The sequence below is a fragment of the Aciduliprofundum sp. MAR08-339 genome, assembly GCF_000327505.1.
Lineage (GTDB): Archaea > Thermoplasmatota > Thermoplasmata > Thermoplasmatales > Aciduliprofundaceae > Aciduliprofundum.
The window spans coordinates 318,644-339,520 of the sequence record NC_019942.1 but is presented as its reverse complement, the minus strand read 5'-3'; the positions used below and the strand labels follow the sequence as shown (position 1 = coordinate 339,520).

At 43.8% G+C, this 20,877-nt stretch carries 26 protein-coding genes; 17 read left to right on the top strand and 9 right to left on the bottom strand.

What is annotated here, in order from left to right:
* Positions 1-52: 52 nt before the first annotated feature.
* Positions 53-922 carry an archaellin/type IV pilin N-terminal domain-containing protein gene (locus ACIM339_RS01890; RefSeq protein WP_015282906.1) on the top strand — a complete coding sequence of 290 codons (870 nt, stop codon included), beginning with the start codon at positions 53-55 and terminating at the stop codon, positions 920-922.
* A gap of 11 nt (positions 923-933) precedes the next feature.
* Positions 934-1,278 (top strand): FlaD/FlaE family flagellar protein, encoded by a 345-nt coding sequence (locus tag ACIM339_RS01885; RefSeq protein ID WP_015282905.1) that lies wholly within the window; start codon positions 934-936, stop codon positions 1,276-1,278.
* Here ACIM339_RS01885 and ACIM339_RS01880 read toward each other — a convergent pair.
* From ACIM339_RS01880 to ACIM339_RS01860, 5 genes are all read right to left on the bottom strand, one after another.
* Complete coding sequence (locus ACIM339_RS01880) at positions 1,270-2,418, bottom strand: tRNA pseudouridine(54/55) synthase Pus10 (protein WP_015282904.1); 1,149 nt, start codon at positions 2,416-2,418, stop codon at positions 1,270-1,272. The two genes, ACIM339_RS01885 and ACIM339_RS01880, sit on opposite strands and share 9 nt — an antisense overlap.
* A gap of 99 nt (positions 2,419-2,517) precedes the next feature.
* Positions 2,518-3,132: a MarC family protein gene (locus tag ACIM339_RS01875; protein ID WP_015282903.1), complete on the bottom strand. Its 615-nt coding sequence runs from the start codon at positions 3,130-3,132 to the stop codon at positions 2,518-2,520.
* A 12-nt stretch (positions 3,133-3,144) separates the two neighbouring features.
* Complete coding sequence (locus tag ACIM339_RS01870) at positions 3,145-3,417, bottom strand: UPF0147 family protein (protein ID WP_015282902.1); 273 nt, start codon at positions 3,415-3,417, stop codon at positions 3,145-3,147.
* A 10-nt stretch (positions 3,418-3,427) separates the two neighbouring features.
* Positions 3,428-3,730 carry an Lrp/AsnC family transcriptional regulator gene (locus ACIM339_RS01865; protein WP_015282901.1) on the bottom strand — a complete coding sequence of 101 codons (303 nt, stop codon included), beginning with the start codon at positions 3,728-3,730 and terminating at the stop codon, positions 3,428-3,430.
* Between the two features lie 50 nt (positions 3,731-3,780).
* Complete coding sequence (locus tag ACIM339_RS01860) at positions 3,781-4,608, bottom strand: radical SAM protein (RefSeq protein ID WP_015282900.1); 828 nt, start codon at positions 4,606-4,608, stop codon at positions 3,781-3,783.
* An 83-nt stretch (positions 4,609-4,691) separates the two neighbouring features.
* Between ACIM339_RS01860 and ACIM339_RS01855 the strand changes: the two genes are divergently transcribed.
* The 7 genes from ACIM339_RS01855 to ACIM339_RS01830 are packed head-to-tail and all read left to right on the top strand — an operon-like array spanning position 4,692 to position 9,967.
* Positions 4,692-4,973: a hypothetical protein gene (locus tag ACIM339_RS01855; RefSeq protein ID WP_048103962.1), complete on the top strand. Its 282-nt coding sequence runs from the start codon at positions 4,692-4,694 to the stop codon at positions 4,971-4,973.
* Complete coding sequence (locus ACIM339_RS01850) at positions 4,970-5,575, top strand: METTL5 family protein (protein WP_015282898.1); 606 nt, start codon at positions 4,970-4,972, stop codon at positions 5,573-5,575. The genes ACIM339_RS01855 and ACIM339_RS01850 overlap by 4 nt, the downstream gene beginning before the upstream one ends.
* Positions 5,576-5,596: 21 nt before the next feature.
* Entirely contained in the window at positions 5,597-5,770 is a 174-nt protein-coding gene (locus ACIM339_RS07965; protein ID WP_015282897.1) for a hypothetical protein, read from the top strand.
* A 44-nt stretch (positions 5,771-5,814) separates the two neighbouring features.
* Positions 5,815-6,033 (top strand): LSM domain-containing protein, encoded by a 219-nt coding sequence (locus tag ACIM339_RS01845; protein ID WP_015282896.1) that lies wholly within the window; start codon positions 5,815-5,817, stop codon positions 6,031-6,033.
* A gap of 2 nt (positions 6,034-6,035) precedes the next feature.
* Positions 6,036-7,814, top strand: coding sequence for an ATPase domain-containing protein (locus ACIM339_RS01840; protein ID WP_048103688.1), 1,779 nt, complete (start codon positions 6,036-6,038; stop codon positions 7,812-7,814).
* Between the two features lie 4 nt (positions 7,815-7,818).
* A complete protein-coding gene (locus ACIM339_RS01835) occupies positions 7,819-9,411 on the top strand; it encodes a bifunctional N(6)-L-threonylcarbamoyladenine synthase/serine/threonine protein kinase (protein WP_015282894.1) in 1,593 nt (530 codons plus the stop codon).
* Positions 9,404-9,967, top strand: coding sequence for an XTP/dITP diphosphatase (locus ACIM339_RS01830; RefSeq protein ID WP_015282893.1), 564 nt, complete (start codon positions 9,404-9,406; stop codon positions 9,965-9,967). The genes ACIM339_RS01835 and ACIM339_RS01830 overlap by 8 nt, the downstream gene beginning before the upstream one ends.
* A 92-nt stretch (positions 9,968-10,059) precedes the next feature.
* Here the strand turns inward: ACIM339_RS01830 and queC are convergent, their stop codons facing one another.
* The 3 genes from queC to ACIM339_RS01815 are packed head-to-tail and all read right to left on the bottom strand — an operon-like array spanning position 10,060 to position 11,838.
* Positions 10,060-10,767 (bottom strand): 7-cyano-7-deazaguanine synthase QueC, encoded by a 708-nt coding sequence (gene queC / locus ACIM339_RS01825; protein WP_015282891.1) that lies wholly within the window; start codon positions 10,765-10,767, stop codon positions 10,060-10,062.
* Positions 10,764-11,240 carry a 6-pyruvoyl tetrahydropterin synthase family protein gene (locus tag ACIM339_RS01820; RefSeq protein ID WP_015282890.1) on the bottom strand — a complete coding sequence of 159 codons (477 nt, stop codon included), beginning with the start codon at positions 11,238-11,240 and terminating at the stop codon, positions 10,764-10,766. The genes queC and ACIM339_RS01820 overlap by 4 nt, the downstream gene beginning before the upstream one ends.
* 22 nt (positions 11,241-11,262) lie before the next feature.
* Entirely contained in the window at positions 11,263-11,838 is a 576-nt protein-coding gene (locus ACIM339_RS01815) for a hypothetical protein (protein ID WP_015282889.1), read from the bottom strand.
* Positions 11,839-11,946: 108 nt separating this feature from the next.
* Between ACIM339_RS01815 and xerA the strand changes: the two genes are divergently transcribed.
* Positions 11,947-12,801 carry a site-specific tyrosine recombinase/integron integrase gene (gene xerA, locus ACIM339_RS01810; RefSeq protein WP_015282888.1) on the top strand — a complete coding sequence of 285 codons (855 nt, stop codon included), beginning with the start codon at positions 11,947-11,949 and terminating at the stop codon, positions 12,799-12,801.
* Here the strand turns inward: xerA and ACIM339_RS01805 are convergent.
* A complete protein-coding gene (locus tag ACIM339_RS01805) occupies positions 12,764-13,894 on the bottom strand; it encodes an NAD(P)/FAD-dependent oxidoreductase (RefSeq protein ID WP_048103960.1) in 1,131 nt (376 codons plus the stop codon). The genes xerA and ACIM339_RS01805 overlap by 38 nt on opposite strands.
* A gap of 178 nt (positions 13,895-14,072) precedes the next feature.
* Here ACIM339_RS01805 and ACIM339_RS01800 point away from each other — a divergent pair, with 178 nt between their 5' ends.
* The 7 genes from ACIM339_RS01800 to ACIM339_RS01770 all read left to right on the top strand — a co-directional run bounded on the left by ACIM339_RS01800 (position 14,073) and on the right by ACIM339_RS01770 (position 20,877).
* The gene (locus tag ACIM339_RS01800) at positions 14,073-15,275 is read left to right on the top strand and encodes a thrombospondin type 3 repeat-containing protein (protein WP_015282886.1); all 1,203 of its coding nucleotides are present in this window, start codon (positions 14,073-14,075) and stop codon (positions 15,273-15,275) included.
* Positions 15,276-15,334: 59 nt separating this feature from the next.
* The gene (locus ACIM339_RS01795) at positions 15,335-15,931 is read left to right on the top strand and encodes a caspase family protein (protein WP_015282885.1); all 597 of its coding nucleotides are present in this window, start codon (positions 15,335-15,337) and stop codon (positions 15,929-15,931) included.
* A gap of 10 nt (positions 15,932-15,941) precedes the next feature.
* Complete coding sequence (locus ACIM339_RS01790; RefSeq protein ID WP_015282884.1) at positions 15,942-16,925, top strand: hypothetical protein; 984 nt, start codon at positions 15,942-15,944, stop codon at positions 16,923-16,925.
* A complete protein-coding gene (locus ACIM339_RS01785) occupies positions 16,894-17,769 on the top strand; it encodes a caspase family protein (protein ID WP_015282883.1) in 876 nt (291 codons plus the stop codon). The genes ACIM339_RS01790 and ACIM339_RS01785 overlap by 32 nt, the downstream gene beginning before the upstream one ends.
* Positions 17,770-17,779: 10 nt before the next feature.
* Positions 17,780-18,208, top strand: coding sequence for a hypothetical protein (locus tag ACIM339_RS01780; protein WP_015282882.1), 429 nt, complete (start codon positions 17,780-17,782; stop codon positions 18,206-18,208).
* A 307-nt stretch (positions 18,209-18,515) separates the two neighbouring features.
* Positions 18,516-20,318: a ribosome rescue protein RqcH gene (rqcH, locus tag ACIM339_RS01775; protein WP_337954340.1), complete on the top strand. Its 1,803-nt coding sequence runs from the start codon at positions 18,516-18,518 to the stop codon at positions 20,316-20,318.
* Positions 20,319-20,373: 55 nt separating this feature from the next.
* Positions 20,374-20,877, top strand: coding sequence for an Lrp/AsnC family transcriptional regulator (locus ACIM339_RS01770; RefSeq protein ID WP_015282880.1), 504 nt, complete (start codon positions 20,374-20,376; stop codon positions 20,875-20,877).

Here is a 20,877-nt window from a genome sequence, read left to right as displayed (position 1 = left end):
TGTCTCCATGCTATCACCTGCGGGCACAGGGCCCTCTTAGGAGAATGTCAAAATGAAGAAGGTGTATAGGAGAGAAAAGGGCGAAATGGGCGTGGGCACACTCATAATATTCATCGCTATGATCATAGTCGCCGCAGTGGCGGCAACAGTGCTAATACAGACTGCATATATGCTCCAGCAACAGGCCATGGAAACAGGGGACGTAGCCATACAGGATGTTGCTACAGGCTTCAAGGTGATTACAATTCAGGGCATAAGAAGTGATGTGATCTACACAAACGAAACTCTGGGTAACATATCCTCCGGAGACACCGTATTCACAGGAACCCTCAAACATGTGCCGGTGAATCCTCACAGTGTTACCATAACAAATGGAACCTTTGTTGTTAAGGACGATGGTACAGGAAACCTTGTGCCGGTAATAGGCAATGTGAGTGGGACAATAAACTACAACACTGGAGAGGTTAAGTTGATACTCCCACAGGCAGCCACAGCAAGTAGTGAGGTAAATGCCACCTATGGCTCTGGATACAGTCCAACAATAACCTATCTGGAAATCAAGGTTGGTCTCATGGCCGGAAGTCCTCCTATCTCGCTCTACAGCGTGCTTGTGGAAATAAGCGATGGCTACACAGATGCGACCCTGACCTATAATCCAAATGCTCAGAATTTCACTGATCTCACAAACAGAACATTTGGGGTGCAGATAGCAAGGGACATGCCACCATCCAACTGGGAAAGGGATAGGGTGATAACCTCCGGAGATGTGATAAAGATATTAATAAACGCATCGGCCGTTGGACTTTATCTCGCTCCCCAGACCAACGTGATGATAAAGCTCATACCAAAGCACGGAGTGCCGAATCTGGTGGAATTTGAAACCCCATCTACGTACACAACCAAGTACATAAATCTCTGGTGAGGAGGTGAAAAATGATACTTGAGAGGATAGGAGAAGACCCAAGTAAGCATGTGTTGGCGATGAAATGGCTCGCGTATATGATGCAGCATGTGGATCACCAGGGTCTGGAGAGGGTACTGGAGTACTACGAAAAAATAGGATGGATAGGCACTCGTGCCAAGGAAGAATTAAGCTCCATCGCCTCGGGTCTTAAATCCACGGGAAAGGGGGAGTGGACCCTGCCGTTCAGGGTTCACCTCACCTCCCTGCTCTTCATATCCAAACTGGCAGATATACCTATTGAGAGAGAACTCACAGGCATCAATACCTACATTGAGAATTGGATAAACAGTCCGGAGGAAATCCTCTCAATCTAGGATTTCTATCACATCTAGCCACAGAACCTCAACCCTTTTGTCAAGTTTCTCTGCTAGGCTTGGGGTGGTCCTTCCTCCATCGCCGTGCATAAGTTCCTTTATGTAGGTACCACTCTGTGCAAGCACTTCCACAACCCATGTATCTTTTTTCCTTTCCACGAGTTTTATCTCGTAAACCTCTCTAATTCTAACCCTATCAGCCCTGCGATGCTTTACCCTTGTTGGTGTTCTCTGTGATATTTTACCCACCAGAGATGAGAGTGCCCTTCTTATATCCTCCTCATCAGCATCCACCCTAATCCCAACCCTGTACCTTTTTCTGGGTTCGGCACTCTTTATTTTCTGAATTTCATCCTTTGTGGCAAATCTCAAATCCATAACTTCCACCTTTCCGCTGGAGTTGATCTCCTCCTGTATTTTTTGCAGATCCACTCTTCTTCTTCTGGGTGCCTTTATTTCAACTATGAAAGGTCTGCCATTTCCCAGCATTCTCGCATCAATGTCCTCTCTGCCCATTCCATGGAGAGCATGACCAGAACCTCCGGTGATTTTCATAATTGGTGCTGCTATTATCTCCTCAACACTCTCCATGTACTTCCCGGAGGGCCATTTTGTCTGCGGTATTCCACGCACCAGTTTTCTGTACCTTCCGTAGATGAGGATTGGTTTTATTTCAAGGCGCACATCATCGTATTTCGTGTCCACGATGACAGTTATATCTGGATCTTTGGTGGTGGCCTCCTTACCTGTCAAGGACATAACCATTTTTCCAAGTTCCCTATTGAATTCCCTGTTTATGGGTTCTCCCATGTTCCCGAATTCCATCCTGTATTCCTCATCCTTGGCCATGGTCTCTTTTGAAAATCTGGAACCTATCATAAAGGTGTCATATTCATAGTCCTTGAGTATTTGAGAAATGTAGTGAGCATAATCTTCAAGCCGTGAAAATATGTTATCGCAAACCTCACAGTTTTCGGGAATTAAGGTCTCAACATTCACATTGTTTTCCATTGCAAACATAACCCTGATGGCCTTTCCCCTCTCTTCGTTGCTCAATCCGTGCCCAAGCAAGGCGTATATCCTTCCTAGGCAATGGTCGCATATGGGGAGTTTTGCAGTTTCAATATTCACCTTATCCATAGGCACCTCATAGCGCAAATGATAAATTATTTTTTCTCATATTGTACATGCCCAGGAAACCGGTGGGCTCGAAAAATGAGAGTCCATCGCTCCCCTGGGCTATATTCCAAAGTACTGTGCTATTCCATCAAGAATGTACTGCACGGCAAAAGCGGCCACAAGAAGTCCCATCACACGGGTAAATGCCCTGGCACCCTTCTCTCCCATTATTCTTGAAATGTAATTTGCACCCAGAAATATCAGTGAGGTTAGAAGTACTATGGATATTATGGATACTGCAATTGATACACTCTCACCTGGATACTTTCCCATAAGAATTATTACGAGGGATATGGCGCCAGGACCGGCGAGCATGGGTGTTCCCAGGGGTACAATACCCACATCTCCAGTCTCCTCGTGGAGTGCGGTTTTCTTGTTCGTGCTTCTGGGCTTATCTCCCTCCTTTACCATTTCAATACTCACCATGAGCATTAGAAGACCCCCTGCAATCATAAGGGCTTCAATGGATATTCCCATGAAATCAAGGATGTATATGCCCAGGTATTCAAAGAATATTAGGAGAACTATGGCTGTGATGGAAGCCTCCTTTACTATTTTCCTCCTCTGCCCCTCGCTGAGTCCTGCTGTAAGAGACATGTAAAGTGGAAGGGCAGCGAAGGGGTCTATAACAGCAAATAGGGGTATGAAAATGTGAAGGAAGGTATTCAAATCCATAATTTCTCCCTATTATGACGAAATCTCCTTGGAGAGGGTTTCCAGTTTGCCCATTATCATATACACCATGGTTCTACCGTGAACGGGTATGTTTGGATCGTTTGCGATTTCATCAAGTGCGAATATGGCGCTTGCAATGCGCACATCCAATGCCTGGCCATTCTTGGTGAGAATATCCTTTGCATTTGAAATACCCTTCCTTATATTCCTTGGGAGCGAGGTATCTTCACTCAACTCCTCCAGCATACCAACTATCTCCTGGTAAAGTTTATCTTTTTCGCTCATATTTATCACCTCATTCAAATTTTATTCCTCTCTCCTTGTAGGTGTTCACAACCATCATGGTTTCAGTCTTCATAACACCATCAAGTTTGGAGAGTTTGTTCACAATGAAATCCTTTAACTCTCCGTAGGAGGGGAATTTCACCTTCACGATAATATCATACTCCCCCGTGACGAGAAAAACATCTTCCACATTGGTAAATTCCCTTGCCTCGTTTGCGAAATCCTCAATACTCTTTGTGTCAACCTTAACCCCAATAAGTGCGGTTACAATCTGATTGCTGTAATAAGCACTCATTATTGAGTCATCTTCCATGGAAATCACCTCGGTCTTAATATCCTTTCACATATTTATATTTTCCCGACTTAGGGGAAAACGCAGCATGTTTCCATAGGTCTCACCTCTATGTCCTTGCCTCTCATGTACCTCATTGTTTTGAGGGATGGAATAACTATACCCTTGAAATTCAGATCAACTGCCTCCCGTTCCAGATTTACGAATTTTCTTGGACGCATGCATCCCAACACAATTTTTCCGGGATTGATCTTTTTTGCCGCATATCTGAGCACATCAATTGCTTCCTCCTCTCTTATCTCTACATTCTCCATCGGTGTGCCCTTTGTGGGAATGAGAACTATGAGCACGAGATTTGAGAACCTTTTCAAATGGGCAATAAAATCCACGGTTGCGTATTCCCATTCCACCCTTCCAAAATTGAGCCCTATGATGATGTGGGGTGAGTAATTGAGTGATGAATCATCGAGCATTTCAAGTGCATAGAAATAGTCCTCCTCGGTTCTGTTTAATCCCAGAACTTCTCTTATGGTTTCCGTTGAGCCCACAACGTCAAAGGATATGTGGTGTGGATTCATCTCTTCAAGGTAGTTTATGTCCTCTCTGTCAATTATTCCGGTGTGCACGTTAACCAGAAGATCAGTGTTTTCAGTGATCCACCTCACCGCATCCTTGAACCTTCTGAGAGGCACCTTTCCGTTGGGCATGGAGCCACCGCTCAGAAGGAAACCGTTAATACTTTTTTCTTTATCCTTAACAAATTTCAGCAATTTCTCTGGAGTCTCAACGGGTACCATATGCTCTAGATACTTTCCGCTGCAGTGCTTGCAGTGCAGTGTGCAGAATTTTCCCGTCACGGAGAGCGAAGGAAATCTGTTTCCAGGGTAATATATGTACACATTTCGACAATTGCGAGGGAGTAAATATGCATTTTGGTGCAATGGCAAAAATTATTTATCTCAATAGGGTATTGGAAAAGTTGATGGGTAGAAGGTACAGGGTTGCAGGCCAAACTTACGTTGATAGGGTGTACGTGCCCTACGTGCTGATCCCGCTCTGGCAATTGAAATTGAGGGAGAAATATGGCATAGAGGTTGATAAGGAAATTGTGAGAATTCTCGTGGAGGCAAGGTACAGCAAATCAACGTGGAAGTGGCGCAGGGCAATGAAGAAGGTCGCAGAGGAACTGAAAAACAGGGGAATATCGGCGACCCATGCCTCTGAACTCGCACATCGCCTTGTAAGGGCAGTGGCAACTCAATGAAAAAGAAAAAACTTGAAATTCTGCTTGAGGGCGTGGATAAATACACGAATCCCAAGGCCTTTTTTGAGCAGTATTTCACTCCCGCTCCCATAGCATCAGATATCCTTTTTTTTGCCCATTCCCTTGGTGATATTGGGGGAAGGAAAGTAGCAGATTTTGGTGCAGGTACGGGCATATTTTCCATAGGTGCCTGTCTTCTCGGGGGCGTGGTTTATGCCGTGGAAATTGATCCGGAGGCTGTTGTGATACTTAGGAAAAATGCTGAAAAATTCAAATGCGATTTTCAAATTGTTAATGATGATGTTGAAAATTTTGATATGCATGTGCACGTGGTGATACAGAACCCCCCATTCGGCTCACAAAGAAAGCATGCAGATCTCCCATTTCTCAGAAAGGCCATGGAAGTTGCCAGTGTGGTTTACACCCTGCACAATGCTGTAACGGCCAGTTTCGTAGAGGAGAAAGTTGAGGAATTTGGGGGGAAAATAACACATAAGAAGATTTACAAATTTCCAATACCCCGGACGTTTCGCTTTCATACGCGCGATAGGGTTTACATTGATATGGTGCTTTACAGAATATCCGTAGGAGAATTTAAATAGGGGATTACATATTGGCAATTTATGGATTCAATTAAGGAGCCAGGGCCCAAGCCTGAAGACGTTGCCAAACTTGAAAATGAGGTAAAGGCTTTGAGGAGGGAGGTCAGCGAGATGAAGGAACTCATCCGCAGTCTCTTACAGGTCCTTATGGAGAATGTGGATGAGGATGAAGAGGATCTATACAATTACACCTAAAAAAATTTATATGGGGGTGCTCATTGGGTAGGAGGTGATTAAAAATGACAATGCCTTTGAAAATGCTTGAAAATTTCATGAACAAGAGGATATCTCTGCTTTTGAAGGACAACAGGGTGCTTGAGGGCAAACTTGTGGGTTTCGATGATTACATGAACATGGTCCTTATGGACACGGAGGAAAAGACAGAGGAGATGACCCGCAGGTTGGGCACGGTGATTCTCAGGGGAAATAACGTAGTTCGTATGTCCCTAATAGGATGAGAATGACCGAGAAAATTGAAGTTATCTGTCCCCACTGCGGGGGGATAATAGAGGAAGAAACCCTTACCTGTAGATCCTGCGGTAGGAAGTACACCAGGAAGGAGTACGAGGAATTAAAGAATGAAATCCTTTTGAAAAGTTGGTTGCTGGGTGACGATCTTAAGGTTATTGAGGAAGATCGTAACATGCTTGATAAATGGCTTCAGGGTGATGAGGAAAGTTTCTTCGGTTTTATGGAGGAGAAGGGCCGTGGTGAGGAGGCCCGGGAAGTTAAAGCCAGGGTGGAGGAGGCGAAAAAAACCTCATCTGGCAATGTGGATGTTGATAAACTTATTGAGGAAAATATAAAACTGAAGAGCCTTCTAGATGTGGAATTTGCAAAGAGGGAGGAGTTGGAGAAGGAGATTGAGGCTCTCAGGAATGAGATTGAAGAGTTAAAAAAAGAGGCTTTGAAGCCCCTACCTGAGGATATAAGGGAATTGAAGAAAAAAGAAATTGAACTCAGGGAGGAGATAATAAGACTTGAAACTGAAAAGAAGAGGAAAATGCTTGAGTTGGAGAGAACTCCTGTCACTGCCCTGTCTCCAGAGGAAGTTGAAGATCTTAAAAAGACCATCAAGGAGGGTAATGTGGAGGGACTTGTGGAGAAGATAGATGAGCTTTCCAGGGCACTGGCGGATAAGGAAAAGCAACTTGGAGATTTAAAGGCGGAAATCAAGATAAAGGAGGACGAGATGAAAAAACTTCAGGAGATGCTCAAGTATAAGGAGGAAGAGCTTATAAGAAGGGAGGAGGATCTTCTTTACAGGGAGAAAAAAATTGAAGCGCAACTAAAGCAGCTTCAGATGATAAAGAATGAGATAGGAAATATGGATGAGATAATGTTAAAGCGCCGATTGGAGGATCTTCAGGAGGAAATTCAAAGGAAGGAGGAGGAGTTGAGGGCCAAGGAGAAGTACCTGCGTATGAAGGAGAAGGAAATAGAGGCAAAATTAAAGGGTCTTGCAGAGGAGGAGGTTGCCCTTGCCGAGGAAGAGGTTAAGATAGAAATCCGGGAGAGAAAGGTTCGCACCGGTACAAGGCGTCTTGATGATCTCCTTTACGGAGGATTTCCCATGGGCTCCAATGTTCTAATTTATGGGCCTCCCTACAGCAGCAAGGAGGTGCTCGTGTATTCATTTATAGCGGAGGGCCTTCGTAAGGGTATTCCCGCCATATGGATTCTCACGGATATCACCGTTGATGGGATTCGTGAGGATATGAGTTACGTTCTACCAACCTACGAGCAGTACGAGAAGTTGGGACTCGTGTACTACATAGATGCGTATTCCAGGAGTATAGGAGATACCACTGAAATAGAGGGGGTCGTGTATCTGGATTCTCAGAACGATGTGGATGGTATAATGCGTGCTGTGGATGATATTGTAAAGAAGATAAAGGAAAAGAGCAAATACTACAGGCTTGCATTTCGCAGTCTCTCCACGGTGATGGCCTATCTCGATCCTCAGGCGCTCCTGCGGTTTTTACAGCCATTCACAACAAAGAGAAAGAGGGACAATGCCGTTTCACTCTACCTTCTTGAGAAGGGATTGCACAGCGAGAATGAGATTCAGATGGTTGGATACACGATGGATGGTATGATAGAGTTCAAGATAGAGGCGCACAAAATATACCTCACCGTGCATGGTATAACCGAGGTGCAAAGCAGGAACTGGATAGAGGTTACGGCCAGCAAGAGTGGCATAACCCTTGGTTCGTTTACTCTCGGGCACATAAGGTGATATTTTGATAGTCCTTGGGATTGAAGGTACGGCGCACACAGTTGGTGTTGGTATTGTCACAGAGGATAAGGTTCTCGCCAATGTATCCCACATGTACAGACCTCCAGAGGGTGGTATTCACCCCAGAGAGGCGGCGAACCACCATGTGCAGTACCTTCCAAAAATTCTTGAAGAGGCTTTCAATGTTGCAGGTATATCTCCTGAGGATGTAGATGGTGTGGCATTCTCTCAGGGTCCGGGTCTTGGTCCTTGCCTGCGTACAGTGGCCACTGCAGCCCGTGTAATGAGTTTGAAGTTAAAGGTGCCCATAGTGGGTGTGAATCACTGCATAGCACATCTTGAGATAGGCAGGTTCACCACAGGTGCAGAGGATCCAGTTATGCTCTACGTATCCGGTGGAAACACCCAGGTTATATCCTACGCTTCAGGGAGGTACAGGGTGTTTGGGGAAACCCTGGATATTGGCGTTGGAAATATGCTTGACAAACTTGCGAGAGAAATGGGTGTACCATTCCCCGGTGGGCCCAGATTGGAAAAACTTGCCCTCCAGGGAGAAAAGTACATTCCGCTGCCCTATTCTGTTAAGGGTATGGACATGGCCTTCTCAGGTATTCTCACAGCTGCAATTAACAAACTGGGTGAGGAAAGGAAAGAGGATATTGCTTACAGTGTGCAAGAAACGGTTTTTGCCATGCTCACGGAGGTAACGGAGAGGGCACTCACCCATCTTCGAAAGGATGAAATTCTCTTGGCTGGAGGAGTGGCAAGAAACAAACGTCTTCAGGATATGCTTAGAGTTATGGCAGAGGAGCGCGATGCCCGTCTCTACGTACCCTCTGGAGAATTTTGTACAGATAACGGGGCAATGATCGCCTATTTGGGCTTGCTTTTTCTGAAGCATGGAGTTTCAATGGATATTGGAGAAACTCAGGTAATACAGAAATTCCGCACGGATGCGGTGCAGATTCCCTGGGAAGTTAAGAGGCACAGGAGGGAATATGTTGAGGCACCTGGGGCTGAGGCAACAATCTCCCGTGAGAAATTCTTTGAGCGCGGGGTTGTGAGGAAAATAAGGCCATCCAAGGGCTATCGTATAGCGCCTCTTGATGGGAGAATAAGGAAAATGCGTACAAGAAAAGAGGCAAGGATGATGCACGAGTTGAAGAGGCACGGTGTGAGGAGTCCTGTGATTTATGATCTGGACGATTACGAAATTGTTATGGAAGAAATAGATGGTGCAACCTTGGCAGATGTGCTCAACGATATGCCCGAAGAGGATGCAAGAAAAATAATAGTTAGAGTGGCTGAAACTGCCGCGAGGATTCACAGTGCAGGATTCTCCCATGGGGATTTCACCACAGGAAACATGATACTTTCAGATGGAGATATTGTCATCATAGACTGGAGTATGGCTGAGCAAGATGTGACCCTGGAGGATATGGCCGTTGATCTGGAGATGTTTGAAGAGACCTTCAGAGCCGCACATTTTGTCCACAAAGATCTCCTGGAAGATTTCTTCTCTCGCTACCGTGAGTTGATGGGCACCGAGATCCTGAGGCAGGTGGAAGAGATTAAGGGGAGGCGAAGGTATGTTTAAAATAATAACCCACAACGTGCACAAGTATCAGGAGATGAAAAAAATAATTCCATCGCTTGAAATGCTCAATATGGAGTACCCGGAGATTCAGGCCGATAGACTTGAAGAGGTAGTTGATTTTGCTCTCAATTACCTTGCGGATAAAATAGATGGGAATTTCATAATTGACGATTCTGGATTGTTTATACATGCCCTCAATGATTTTCCCGGGGTGTATTCTGCCTATGTTTTTCGCACACTTGGAAACGAAGGGATTCTCAAATTGATGGAAGGAGTTGGGGATAGAAGGGCCACATTCAAGACCGTTATAGGGGTGCACATTGCCGGTGAGAATTTCAAATTTGTTGGCCTTTGCCATGGCTATATTGCCGAGAAACCCCGCGGTACCAATGGATTTGGATACGATCCCATATTCGTTCCAGAGGCATACGATAAAACCTTCGCGGAAATGAGCACAGATGAAAAGAACAGGATATCTCACAGAGGCAAGGCCATAAGAAAGGTGAGTTCATTTTTTGATAGATTTGCCCCTGGCACAGTTGATGCAGAGCCCTGAACTTGCAACGTAGTGCTCCTCACAAACGGGCCTTCCGCACATCTTGCATACATGTGTTGCAGGTGCACCGCAGATGTAGCAGTTTCCGATGATCATCTTTTCCTCCTGATATATTCAAGGTAGAACTCGGGGTAATTCTCGTACTCAAGTGGGTCCTCGTAGCCAGCCTCCATAAAACCCTTCAGCCGGAGAAGGCATGAATCGCATCTCCCGCAGGCCTTCTCTCCTCCCCTGTAGCAGGACCATGTTAGTTCGTAGGGCACCCCAAGTTCCATGCCCTTCTTTATTATTTCTGCCTTGGTCATATGGATTATTGGGGCGATTATTTTTATTGGCTTTCCAGTGACTCCCCTCTTCGTACCAAGATTTGCACACTTTTCAAAAGCCTCCACGTATTCGGGTCTGCAATCTGGATATCCTGAATAATCGATGGCATTTGCCCCGTAGAATATGGCATCTGCCTCTATTACCTCTGCATAGGCGAGGGCGTAGGAAAGTAAAATTGTGTTTCGTGCGGGCACATATGTTATTGGAATTTCCTTCTCTATATCCTCCACGCTTCTAGATGGAACTTCAATGTCATCCGTCAGGGCACTTCCTCCTATCTGTCTGAGATCAATTTTGAGAATTTTGTGGGGAACGTTGTAATATTCTGCGATTTTCCTTGCGCTCTCCAGCTCTCTTGAATGTCTCTGTCCATAGTCAAAGGATAATGCATGCACTTCGTACCCCATATCAAGGGCCATTGCGAGCACGGTTGATGAATCTAAACCGCCAGAGAGTAGCACAACGGCTCTCATAGGTTCACCTCCACATAGTGACATGCACCCTGACCAGGTCCTTCATCAACGCACACCTCAATACCCTTAACATTTTCTGGAAAGTTTATCCGGTTAGATATGAGTTTTGAGAAGTATATTGCAAGTTCTTCCGCTGTTATTAGGGGTATGTCCAGGAAGGCAATTTCGTCTATTGGAAATGCATATTTTTTTCCTTCAAACGAGACTTCAACAGTATCTCCAATTATTTTGTGCTCTATGTATCTTGTATCCCTTGGGAGCAGGAGCCTGTGATCCAGTTCATCGCATATACTGCGTACCTCTCTCTTCAAGTCCACGAAATCGTATAGAATTCCCCCCTCCGTCTCTCCGAATATTCTTATTCTCACCCCGTAATCATGCCCGTGTATGCGGGAGCATTTGTGATGAGAGGGTATGAAATGGGAGGCGGAGAATTTAAGCCCAACTTTCCAGCCATCTATTTCAAGCATCATACTTCCCAATGCGGTTATGGATTTATAATTTTTCTCCCGCTTTAATCTTGTTCACAATTTTTGTTCCCTCTGCTGTCAATAGCAGATCTGAAGACAGGAGTCCCATGAATTTAAGGTCCTCTATTATTTTTTCGATATCCCCAACTTCCATGTCCAGGAGATAGCTGATCAGAATATTGTCCTTCATTCCTGTATAGAGGAGAAGGAGGATTTTCTTGTGTTTTTCGGTAATTTCAACAGTTTTCTCTCCTATCATCTTTGTGAGTATGGCCCTGAGTTTCAGTGTAACATCAAAACTTGCAGATATGAGTGATGTCAGTATGTGCCTCTTATCTCCAAATTCGTAGTGCTTTATTTCAAGAATATTTGCCCTTGACCAGCCCATGGGTGGAGATATGCGTGGATATTTGTCCCTCTCTGCAAGGGATACTATTTCGTCGTACTTCACCTCTATGAACCTGTCAAGTTTTTTGAAAAGAATTCTCTTGTTTGTTAAATAAATTCTCCCCAGTATCCATTTTTTATCATCATATAACGATCTGTCCCTTCCGTATCCAACGATGTAGTAAACCTGTGCTTGGGCTATGAGCTTTTCCATCTCACTTTTATTAGTGCTTCTTTTTATATCTAATTTTTGGATTGATTCTCACAGTGTGATGAAATTATTTGCAAAAGTTTTAAATATCATGTCTTCTTAGTATGACTAATGTCTGACAAATTTAGAAATTATGTTGACAGCGAGGTCAAAAAATTTGCCCAGTACTTAAGGGGGGAGAAGAGGAGTGAGAACACCGTTAAGGAGTACGTGCATTTTGTGCGCGATATGCTTCTCCATATTGGAAAGAGGACCGAGGAGATAACTCTTGGGGATTTGAACAGGTACAAGATGTACCTATCCACAAGAAGGCATTACAGCAAGAACTCCCTCTATCTGGCGGTGAAGGCCATAAGGGCCTATTTCAAGTACAGAGATCTGGATACGGCCAGCAAACTCACCGCTCCAAAGAGGCCAAGGCAGATGCCCAAGTATCTGACGGAGGAGGAAGCAAAGAGGTTGATTGAAGCCTCCAGAGAGAATCCCAGAGATTACGCCATAATCTCACTTCTCGCCTATTCCGGGCTCAGGGTCAGTGAACTTTGCAATTTGAGATTTGAGGATGTGGATTTTGATGAGCGCATAATATACGTTCGCTCTGGAAAAGGGGATAAGGACAGGATTGTTGTTGTTAGTTCCCGCGTGATTGAAGCTCTTCAGGATTATCTGCTTACCCGGGATGATGATATGGTTTACCTTTTTTCCTCACGTAAGAGTGAGAGAATATCCCGCTCCCAGGTGTTTAGAATTGTTAAAAGATACGCCAAGAAGGCGGGTATAAAGAAGGAAGTCACCCCCCATGTTCTTCGCCACACACTTGCAACCACAATGCTTCGCAGAGGTGTGGACATAAGGTTCATACAGCAGTTCCTTGGGCACAGCAGTGTGGCCACCACGCAGATTTACACCCATGTGGACGATGCAACCCTCAAATCTGTTTACGATAGGGTCTTGCAGGAATACTGAGGTATTTGAGCAAGGAGGGTTTTCTTCTGAGGACCCTTGTCGCTACACGGGAGGGGTAATCAATATCTCCGTACTCGTTTATCACCTCAATTATCCTCTGCTCGTTCAGATCCTTTATTATCCTGTTGAAGTCCTCATCCCTTATTTTTCTGTATATCCTGTGGAGGTAAAGAGCATTTTTCAACTCCTTTCCTATGGTTTTTTTCCAGCAGTTTTCGTATTCGCTGAGGATAGAGGATGAGTAGTCTCCAATGGATAGTGCCTTATCAATAATTTTCACAGCACATCTGGCCGCCATAAGTCCAGGATACACTCCACCCCCGCTTGTTGCCTTCACATGGCCAGCTGCATCGCCAACTATGAGCATACCCTTGCTGTATGTTCTCTCAACGGTACCAATGGGTATTCCCCCTCCTGAGATGGATAACGCTCTTGCATTCATTCTCTTGAGAAGAGATTTCAAATACATCCACGAGTTTCCATAACTTGCGAGGCCTATTTTAACCAGATTGTCAAATAGTGGAATTTTCCAGGCGAAGAATCCAGGTGCCACCTTTGAACCAAGGTATATATCCACCTTTTCTAGGTTATCAACAGGATACCTGGCTATAACCTGGGCTGCACCCAGAATTTTTCGCAACCTCACACCAATTTTTTTACGAACCACGCTGTTTATTCCATCCGCCCCAACAATTATGTTTGCCCTGTACTCGTTTTTTCTTGTTTTTACTACAGGATAATTCACATGGAGCACCCTCTCCTTCAGGTGAATTTCTGCACCCTTTTCAACCGCTCTCTTTGCCATCTCCCTGTCAAATTTAACCCTGTCAACCACATATCCCTGGGTTCTTCCATCTCCGATGCTCAGGGTACTTCCATCCGGAGCGTGGATGGTGGCGTACTTTGCTTCGTGCAGGATTCCTATCTTGCCAACCATGTCAAATATGTGCCAGGAAAACAGGCCGGAGCAGTGGCACGGATTTCCTATCTCACTGTGCTCCTCAAGAATCAGGGTATCGTAGCCCATGGAGGATAACTCCTTTCCTATGAACAGACCGATGGGCCCTGCTCCAACGATTATCACATCGTACACTCTTCTGGATAGGAAGCATTGTAAAATAATTTTAGGTCTCTTTATGTGATCCTGGTATTTTTCACATAACATTTAAATACCACAAATAAGGTGCATGTGGTTGAGGGGATAAATATGTTTAAAGGATTAATAATAGCAGGTGTAGTAATGCTCATCCTTCTGAGCGGAGTGGGGGGTAATGGGTAAAGACTCAAGGAATTCAGAGGACATGCATGGGTATTTTGTGGGCAAGGTGTTTAGCAACGGGGACATAATGGTTAAGATAAAGAGAAATTATGCTGTAATAAAAGAGATCCATACGCACAGAACATTGGTAGAGAGGGTCTATCCCGTGGTGGAGATAAAGAGCGGGAAAGGATGGAGAGAGATGGGATTTGAGAAGAGATTTATGGAGAGCAGCATCCACAACGGGTGGCATGTGCTTTCTATAGGATTTGTGCATAGAGGAAAAATAGAAGTTCGCGGTACTCTGGAGTATTATCAGAGAAGCGTGGTTAAGGAAGGTGCACCTTTATATCCACTTTTCACCCTGCATTTCAACAGGAGTGTTGAGTACAGGGTAGTGTGGAGATACGAGGGCATAGGGAGCAACTGGTTTGAGGTCATAGATAATGGAACGGGCTATACGAGGGTGCCTTACAGGGAGGGGCACGGTAGAACGGGGATTTATAATGGCACTGTGCGAGGAGAGAGAAAATTTGAGGATGGGCAGGATATGGTGAAGGTGTGGAGAGATGGAGATATTTTATTCGGGCTGAACTGGGAGCGGAGCAAGTTCAGGTTCAGAGAATTGAAGATAAGCGTGTATGAAGATGTGAATATGGATATAGTGGGAGATGAGAAGGATTATGGAGATGCACAGGTTATGGATTACAACCCGCCTGTGATAGACCATGGTGGCGGTGGAGGAAGCAATGACGATACAGATGGAGATGGATTATCAGATTCCCTGGAAGAGGCAGGATGGTACATATGGGTATGCACCTCGGGCGATAATTGGCATCACATTCTCGTCACTTCAGATCCTCATTTTGTGGATACGGACAATGATGGAGTGAATGATAAGGAAGAATATGAACATGGCACGAATCCGAGGGATGAGGATACGGACAATGATGGCCTAACAGATAAGCAGGAGATTGGGTACTATGGGACCTATGCGTATGCATGGGACTCGGATGGGGATGAGATGAGTGATTATTATGAAGTTGTTTATGGAATATACTATGGTGGATGGCAAGAGCCAAGGAACTACAATAAAAGATACGCGGTTATAATATATGGAGATCCTGCCCAATTAAATAAAAAGTGGTATCAAAATCTTTGTGATAGTATTTATAACTACTTAGTTAATATAGGTTATAAAGATGAGAATATATAATATATATATAATATATATATTATCTTGGATACGGGGATGCGGGAAGGGAGAAAGTAGATATGAATACAACGCTAGATAATATCACTTCAGCATTCAATACCCTATCGAGGAAGATGACTACTCATGATTTTTTATTCTTGTTTTGGGTTGGACATGGTGTTTCTCCTCCAGAACACTCTTTTTTAATTGATTACCATAATACAATAACTATTTCGTTTAAGAAAATAGCGGAACTTGTGGACAACATAACGGCAAAGAGAATGGTATTGGCTTTCCATCCTTGTTTTAGTGGAGGAATTATCTCTTATTTAAGTAGAGAGAATAGAGTAATATTGACATCCACTAAATACGTTGAGGAGGACAATGGTTGGGGTGAATTATTTAGAGATGGTTTATTAGGATATGGCGATTTACCAAACCCCGATGGAGATCCATATACTACAGACTCTCATGGGAATGGAGATGGGTTTGTATCTTTTGAGGAAGCTTATTATTATGCGGCGTATAGGGCATATAATGAGCTATCCACTCACCAGCATGCCCTATTAGAAGATAATCCTGATAATGGATATTCTGGTTCATGGTACGGTGATGAGTCATATAACCCACATGAAGAGAGTAGTGACGGATACTTAGCTGCCCATACCTATCTGTGAGGTGAGGAGAATGAAAAAGGGCATGATAGCAATAAGTATAGTAATTCTTCTTCTTTTGGTGGGCGTCCTATCCTACTATGAAATCACCACATCAGAAATTCCCAATGAAAAAAGAGATCTGGAGATACGCATTCTTGTCAATCAGACAAATTTTAATGTTACCATTACAATATTCAACAAAGGAAACAAGTCAATTCCTATGCCCAATGTGGCATATACATACATCCTCCAGTACCCAAATGGTACCACTTTGGAATTATACAGGCCCCCTTCCAACTGCACTGCATTACCTCTCTCACCCGAGAAAAACTGGACGCATACGGATAACCTCTATTCTTTCCAGAATGTGAAAAATGGTAAGAAGATTTTAAAACTACCTACTGGAAAATTTGAGTTGTTTGCCCGATACAAGAGTGCAAACAATCCATATCATCCAAAACTTCCATACGAGACAACAGATTCAAACATCGTAAGTATGGAAGCACTATCACCGTTAAAAGCAAGCCACGCAAAAAAGGCGCCTGTTATTGACGGAAAAGTAGATCCTGAAGAATGGAACGACGCAAATATTTACAATCAATCCTGGAAAAATGGTGGGCCATATGCACCTATAACCAATGGCCCAGTGAATATCACTCTCGCTTTAAAGTACGATGAGCAATATCTCTATGTACTTTTCATCATAAGAGGTGCTGAATATTCTGAAGATGAAGAATTAAGAATCATAACGGAAAATTACATCATATACGCAATACCCCATAGAGAAATGCATCAAATTCCTGAATCTTCCGTTGAAGGAGATTTTGAATTCTCATATGTGAATGCCACCAAAGCGCACATTTTTGAGATTAAGTTAAATATAAATGCATATTTCTCTTACAAAGGCATATCTCCGTTCAACATTGTTTATGTGGAAGATCAACAATTCAACTGGCATATAGTGCCCGTGGGGGGATGGAATAATGGAGAACCAGGATTGGTATTTTCTGTATGATGTGCATAGGTATTCGCGTGTGCCAGCTTTCTGGAACGACGGAAAGGCAATGTACAATAAATTGGTGAACGATTACCACTACTCTCCAGACAATGTATATCTTATGTCATCAAGGTGGTATCCCAAATATGATGGTAGCTGGGGCTGGAGAGGACATGATAAAACCACGGAGAGCATAGTTGACGGAGAGGCGATGTGGGATGTTCCCAATAAATACGACATTAAAGATGCGCTGGATGATATAGCATCAAAGATCACAGTACATGATTCTTTGTTCATTACAATTGTTACCCATGGTGGACCGGGAGGATTTGGAATAAGAAGCAATGCTGATGCCCAGACATCAGAGGGCCATCCTGGATGGCAGGGAGAGAGTGTATCTTATTCTGACTTTGGGAATTATATAAACACAACATTTGGTAACAATGCTAATAGGAAGTACGCAGTTCTGATCGTTGTAAATCAAGCCTGCTACAGCGGTACAATGAAGTCGCATCTCTCCGGAGAGAACAGGATACTGATAAGTGCGGCGGATAGTACGCATGAGGCGTGGACAGAGGATGCATTTCAGGTCTTTGGCATATGGCTTCAAACTCCTTATGAGCATTTTGCCTTTATTTATCAGGGAAGAATGAAAAAGTTATATGAAAATGGTCAGTTGTTCTTCCCAACATATAATGGTTTTATATTGAGTATGGGTAATATAGGCGATCCCAAATCAATATCATATATGTACCAGAAAGGAGACTATGCAGAACACAATAACGGGGAGTATTATGATGAGCATTACTCTTATCCCATGATTGTCCATAGCGGATCAAATCCAGAAAAAATATACTTATAGAGGGATGAAAATGATTGCAGAAAAATATAGGTGGTACATTGTAGCAACTCTTGCAGCATCTTTTTTATTTTTAATTTATTTCTTGGATTGGTGTTTTGCCTATTATTCGTTATGTATCATCGAATTTTCAAATGGCATCTTAATATTTTGGTTTATAAATATATCCATTTTGTATATTATGGGCTTCTGCTTTTACGCATCAGACACAAACACCAAGGAAAAAACAAGTGGTATTTTATTGATAGGGTATAGTGTATACTTTGTTCTTTATTCTATTTATGCCTTCTCTGTTGGCGTGTTTGCTCCCGCAGTAGATAGTAATCTAAATAATACCTCTCCAATGGTAATGAATATAATATGGTTGCTTCTTTTGATATTTACACCCTATCTTTACATCTCTCTTTTATTTATAAAGAAAGTTTGGGATGCCCGAAATTAAATGCTTATACATGGGCTATCCTCAATCATATTAATATGGTTTATACTCTTTATTATATGGTTGATGAGAAGATTTGAATGGTTCAATTGCTCATTATAGTTAATCAAGCGTTCTACAAGCACTATGATTTTCCATCTCTACGGTGATAACAGAATATTGATAAGTGCTGCAAGGAGTGATGAGGAGAGTTGGACAGATGGAGAGTTTTATTTACCTCTAACTGAATAGCCTTATCAGCATTTTGTACTTTTTAACATCCTTATGGTTTTGAGCTAAAATTATTTAGGTATGAATCCATTTTGCCAGTGTGAAGGATGCAATGCTCTCCCTGGACATTCATGCGTGGATTGAGGAGAATAGAGAGAAGATAGAGGGTGGATTCTTCAAGAAAATATATCAGGTGGGTGAGAGGGAGTTTCTTTTTAAAATTTACAAGGGTGAGACCCGTCCGCTTTATGTGAATCTACGGGGCTGGATATTTTTTCAGGGCAGGGAGACACCCATGGAGCCGAGCATGTTCGTCATGTTCCTGCGCAAGAGGTTTTCGGGAAGGAAGATACTCCGATTTTACCAGTTGAATTTTGATAGGATAGTTGTTTTTGAAACCCAGGATGGTTATCAACTGGTTCTGGAACTTTTTGGCGATGGAAATGTTGTTGTTGTGAAGGACGGAATAATTGAGAGGGCCTTTGTGGAGAGAGAGTGGAGGCATCGCAGGGTTATGCGGGACGAGAATTACACACCACCTCCACAGGCACTGCATCCCCTTCGGGATATCGATCTCCTGTGTGATGAGATTGAGAATTCAAAGTACGATGTTGTTAGGACCGTGGCGAGGAGATTCAACCTCGGAAGGTACGCGGAGGAGGCATGCCTGCGTGCCGATGTGGAAAAGAGTGCCAGAACCCTTGAAAAATCTGAGTGCGAAAATCTCAAAATGGCCATATTGGAACTCTTCAATTTTGAAGGGGGATTTCTCTATGAGGATTTCTTCTCACCCATTCCGCTTAAGATGTACCCGTCTTCCATAGCGAGATTTGACACTTTCAACGAGGCCCTTGTGAACTATCTGAAGAGCGAGCGTGCTGTTGAGAGCCCCGAGGTTCTGAGGATAAAGCGCAGGATAAGGGAGATTGAGGAAACCATCGAAAAATTCACACGGGAAGAGGAAAGAAGTAGGAAGATTGGTGAGCTGATATACGCACATTTTGGGGATGTTGAGCGTGCCTTGAGTGAGGCTAAGGGGGCTGAGATTTCCTACAGGGCAAGGGGAAAGACCATGGTGCTTGATATTGAAGGCGTTCCTGTTGAACTCCGCGTTGACAAAAGTGTTGGTGAAAATGCGAGCCTGTACTACGAGAAGGCAAAGAAGATGAGGGAAAAGATAAAGGGGGCCCAGCAGGCCCTTGAAAAGGCGAAGGAGGAACTCAAGAGTGTCAAGAAAATGGAAGAGAAGAAAAAGAGGGAGATAAGAAAATCTAGGCGCAGGTTCTGGTTTGAGAAGTACAGGTGGTTCATAAGCTCAGAGGACATACTGGTGATTGCAGGAAGGGATGCCAAGACCAATGAGGAGGTTGTAAAAAAGCATCTGGGTGATAAGGACCTTTACATGCATGCCGATATCCATGGCGCTCCGAGTGTGGTGATCAAATCCGAAGGGAAGGAGATAGGAGAGAAAACCCTTTACGAGGCGGCCCAGTTTGCTGTGAGTATGAGCAAGGCCTGGAATGCGGGATTTGGAAATCTCAGCGCGTACTGGGTCTATCCTTCGCAAGTTAGCAAGATGGGAGAGAGCGGAGAGTACGTTGCCCGCGGTGCCTGGGTTGTACATGGCAGGAGAAATTACATCCACAAGGTTCCTTTGCGTCTGGCTGTGGGTGAGATTGAGTATCAGGGGGTTAAGATTCTCATGTGCGGTCCCGTATCATCGGTATCTGCAAAGAGTGAGAGATACGCGATAATAGAGCCGGGAGATTTGAAGAAGAACGATTTTGCCAAGAAGGTATCCTCCGAATTTGGTGTTTCCGTAGATGAGGCCCTTCGTTTGCTTCCTCCAGGAAAAATCAGGGTTGTTGAGGTCAAAAATTTAAAAATCATAAACTCGGATTAATGAATTGAAAAATTTAAATACGAAAAGCGTTATTATCTTTACGAAAGGTGGTATCATGGAGCCATTAAGATGCAATTTGATAGCAAGATGGAAATCGCTTGATAGAACGCTTGTGCCCGTGGATGATCTTGATCTATCAATCCTCTGTGCCCTAAGGGAGAATGCCAGGATATCGAATCTTGAACTTGCCAAGAATCTGGGAGTTAGCGAGGCAACGGTGAGACGCAGAATAAAGATTTTGGAGGAGAAGGGAATAATAAAGGGTTATGCGGCCCTTGTGGACTGTCATGCGGTTGAGAACAGCATAAAGGCCTTCGTTTACATAAAGGTGGATAAGAGGCATATCGATGAACTTGCGGAGGAGCTCATGAAGGAGAACAGACTGATAACCCTATACAGGATTCTTGGAGAGTACGATTTGCTGTGCGAATGCCTGTTTTTGAGCATGAAGGAGTTGCAGGAGTTCACAGATAGAAAATTAAAGATGGAGGGAGTTATATCAACGGTGACCCATGTGGTTTCCAAGGCTTACAGACCCTGCGAATGGGTCGGACTCTGA

Coding starts and splice junctions, on each gene's coding strand:
- ACIM339_RS01890 (WP_015282906.1), top strand. CDS start 53: ATGAAGAAGGTGTATAGGAGAGAAAAGGGCGAAATGGGCGTGGGCACA.
- ACIM339_RS01885 (WP_015282905.1), top strand. CDS start 934: ATGATACTTGAGAGGATAGGAGAAGACCCAAGTAAGCATGTGTTGGCG.
- ACIM339_RS01880 (WP_015282904.1), bottom strand. CDS start 2,418: ATGGATAAGGTGAATATTGAAACTGCAAAACTCCCCATATGCGACCAT.
- ACIM339_RS01875 (WP_015282903.1), bottom strand. CDS start 3,132: ATGGATTTGAATACCTTCCTTCACATTTTCATACCCCTATTTGCTGTT.
- ACIM339_RS01870 (WP_015282902.1), bottom strand. CDS start 3,417: ATGAGCGAAAAAGATAAACTTTACCAGGAGATAGTTGGTATGCTGGAG.
- ACIM339_RS01865 (WP_015282901.1), bottom strand. CDS start 3,730: ATGGAAGATGACTCAATAATGAGTGCTTATTACAGCAATCAGATTGTA.
- ACIM339_RS01855 (WP_048103962.1), top strand. CDS start 4,692: ATGGGTAGAAGGTACAGGGTTGCAGGCCAAACTTACGTTGATAGGGTG.
- ACIM339_RS01850 (WP_015282898.1), top strand. CDS start 4,970: ATGAAAAAGAAAAAACTTGAAATTCTGCTTGAGGGCGTGGATAAATAC.
- ACIM339_RS07965 (WP_015282897.1), top strand. CDS start 5,597: ATGGATTCAATTAAGGAGCCAGGGCCCAAGCCTGAAGACGTTGCCAAA.
- ACIM339_RS01845 (WP_015282896.1), top strand. CDS start 5,815: ATGACAATGCCTTTGAAAATGCTTGAAAATTTCATGAACAAGAGGATA.
- ACIM339_RS01840 (WP_048103688.1), top strand. CDS start 6,036: ATGACCGAGAAAATTGAAGTTATCTGTCCCCACTGCGGGGGGATAATA.
- ACIM339_RS01830 (WP_015282893.1), top strand. CDS start 9,404: ATGTTTAAAATAATAACCCACAACGTGCACAAGTATCAGGAGATGAAA.
- queC (WP_015282891.1), bottom strand. CDS start 10,767: ATGAGAGCCGTTGTGCTACTCTCTGGCGGTTTAGATTCATCAACCGTG.
- ACIM339_RS01820 (WP_015282890.1), bottom strand. CDS start 11,240: ATGATGCTTGAAATAGATGGCTGGAAAGTTGGGCTTAAATTCTCCGCC.
- ACIM339_RS01815 (WP_015282889.1), bottom strand. CDS start 11,838: ATGGAAAAGCTCATAGCCCAAGCACAGGTTTACTACATCGTTGGATAC.
- xerA (WP_015282888.1), top strand. CDS start 11,947: ATGTCTGACAAATTTAGAAATTATGTTGACAGCGAGGTCAAAAAATTT.
- ACIM339_RS01800 (WP_015282886.1), top strand. CDS start 14,073: ATGGGTAAAGACTCAAGGAATTCAGAGGACATGCATGGGTATTTTGTG.
- ACIM339_RS01795 (WP_015282885.1), top strand. CDS start 15,335: ATGAATACAACGCTAGATAATATCACTTCAGCATTCAATACCCTATCG.
- ACIM339_RS01790 (WP_015282884.1), top strand. CDS start 15,942: ATGAAAAAGGGCATGATAGCAATAAGTATAGTAATTCTTCTTCTTTTG.
- ACIM339_RS01785 (WP_015282883.1), top strand. CDS start 16,894: ATGGAGAACCAGGATTGGTATTTTCTGTATGATGTGCATAGGTATTCG.
- ACIM339_RS01780 (WP_015282882.1), top strand. CDS start 17,780: ATGATTGCAGAAAAATATAGGTGGTACATTGTAGCAACTCTTGCAGCA.
- ACIM339_RS01770 (WP_015282880.1), top strand. CDS start 20,374: ATGGAGCCATTAAGATGCAATTTGATAGCAAGATGGAAATCGCTTGAT.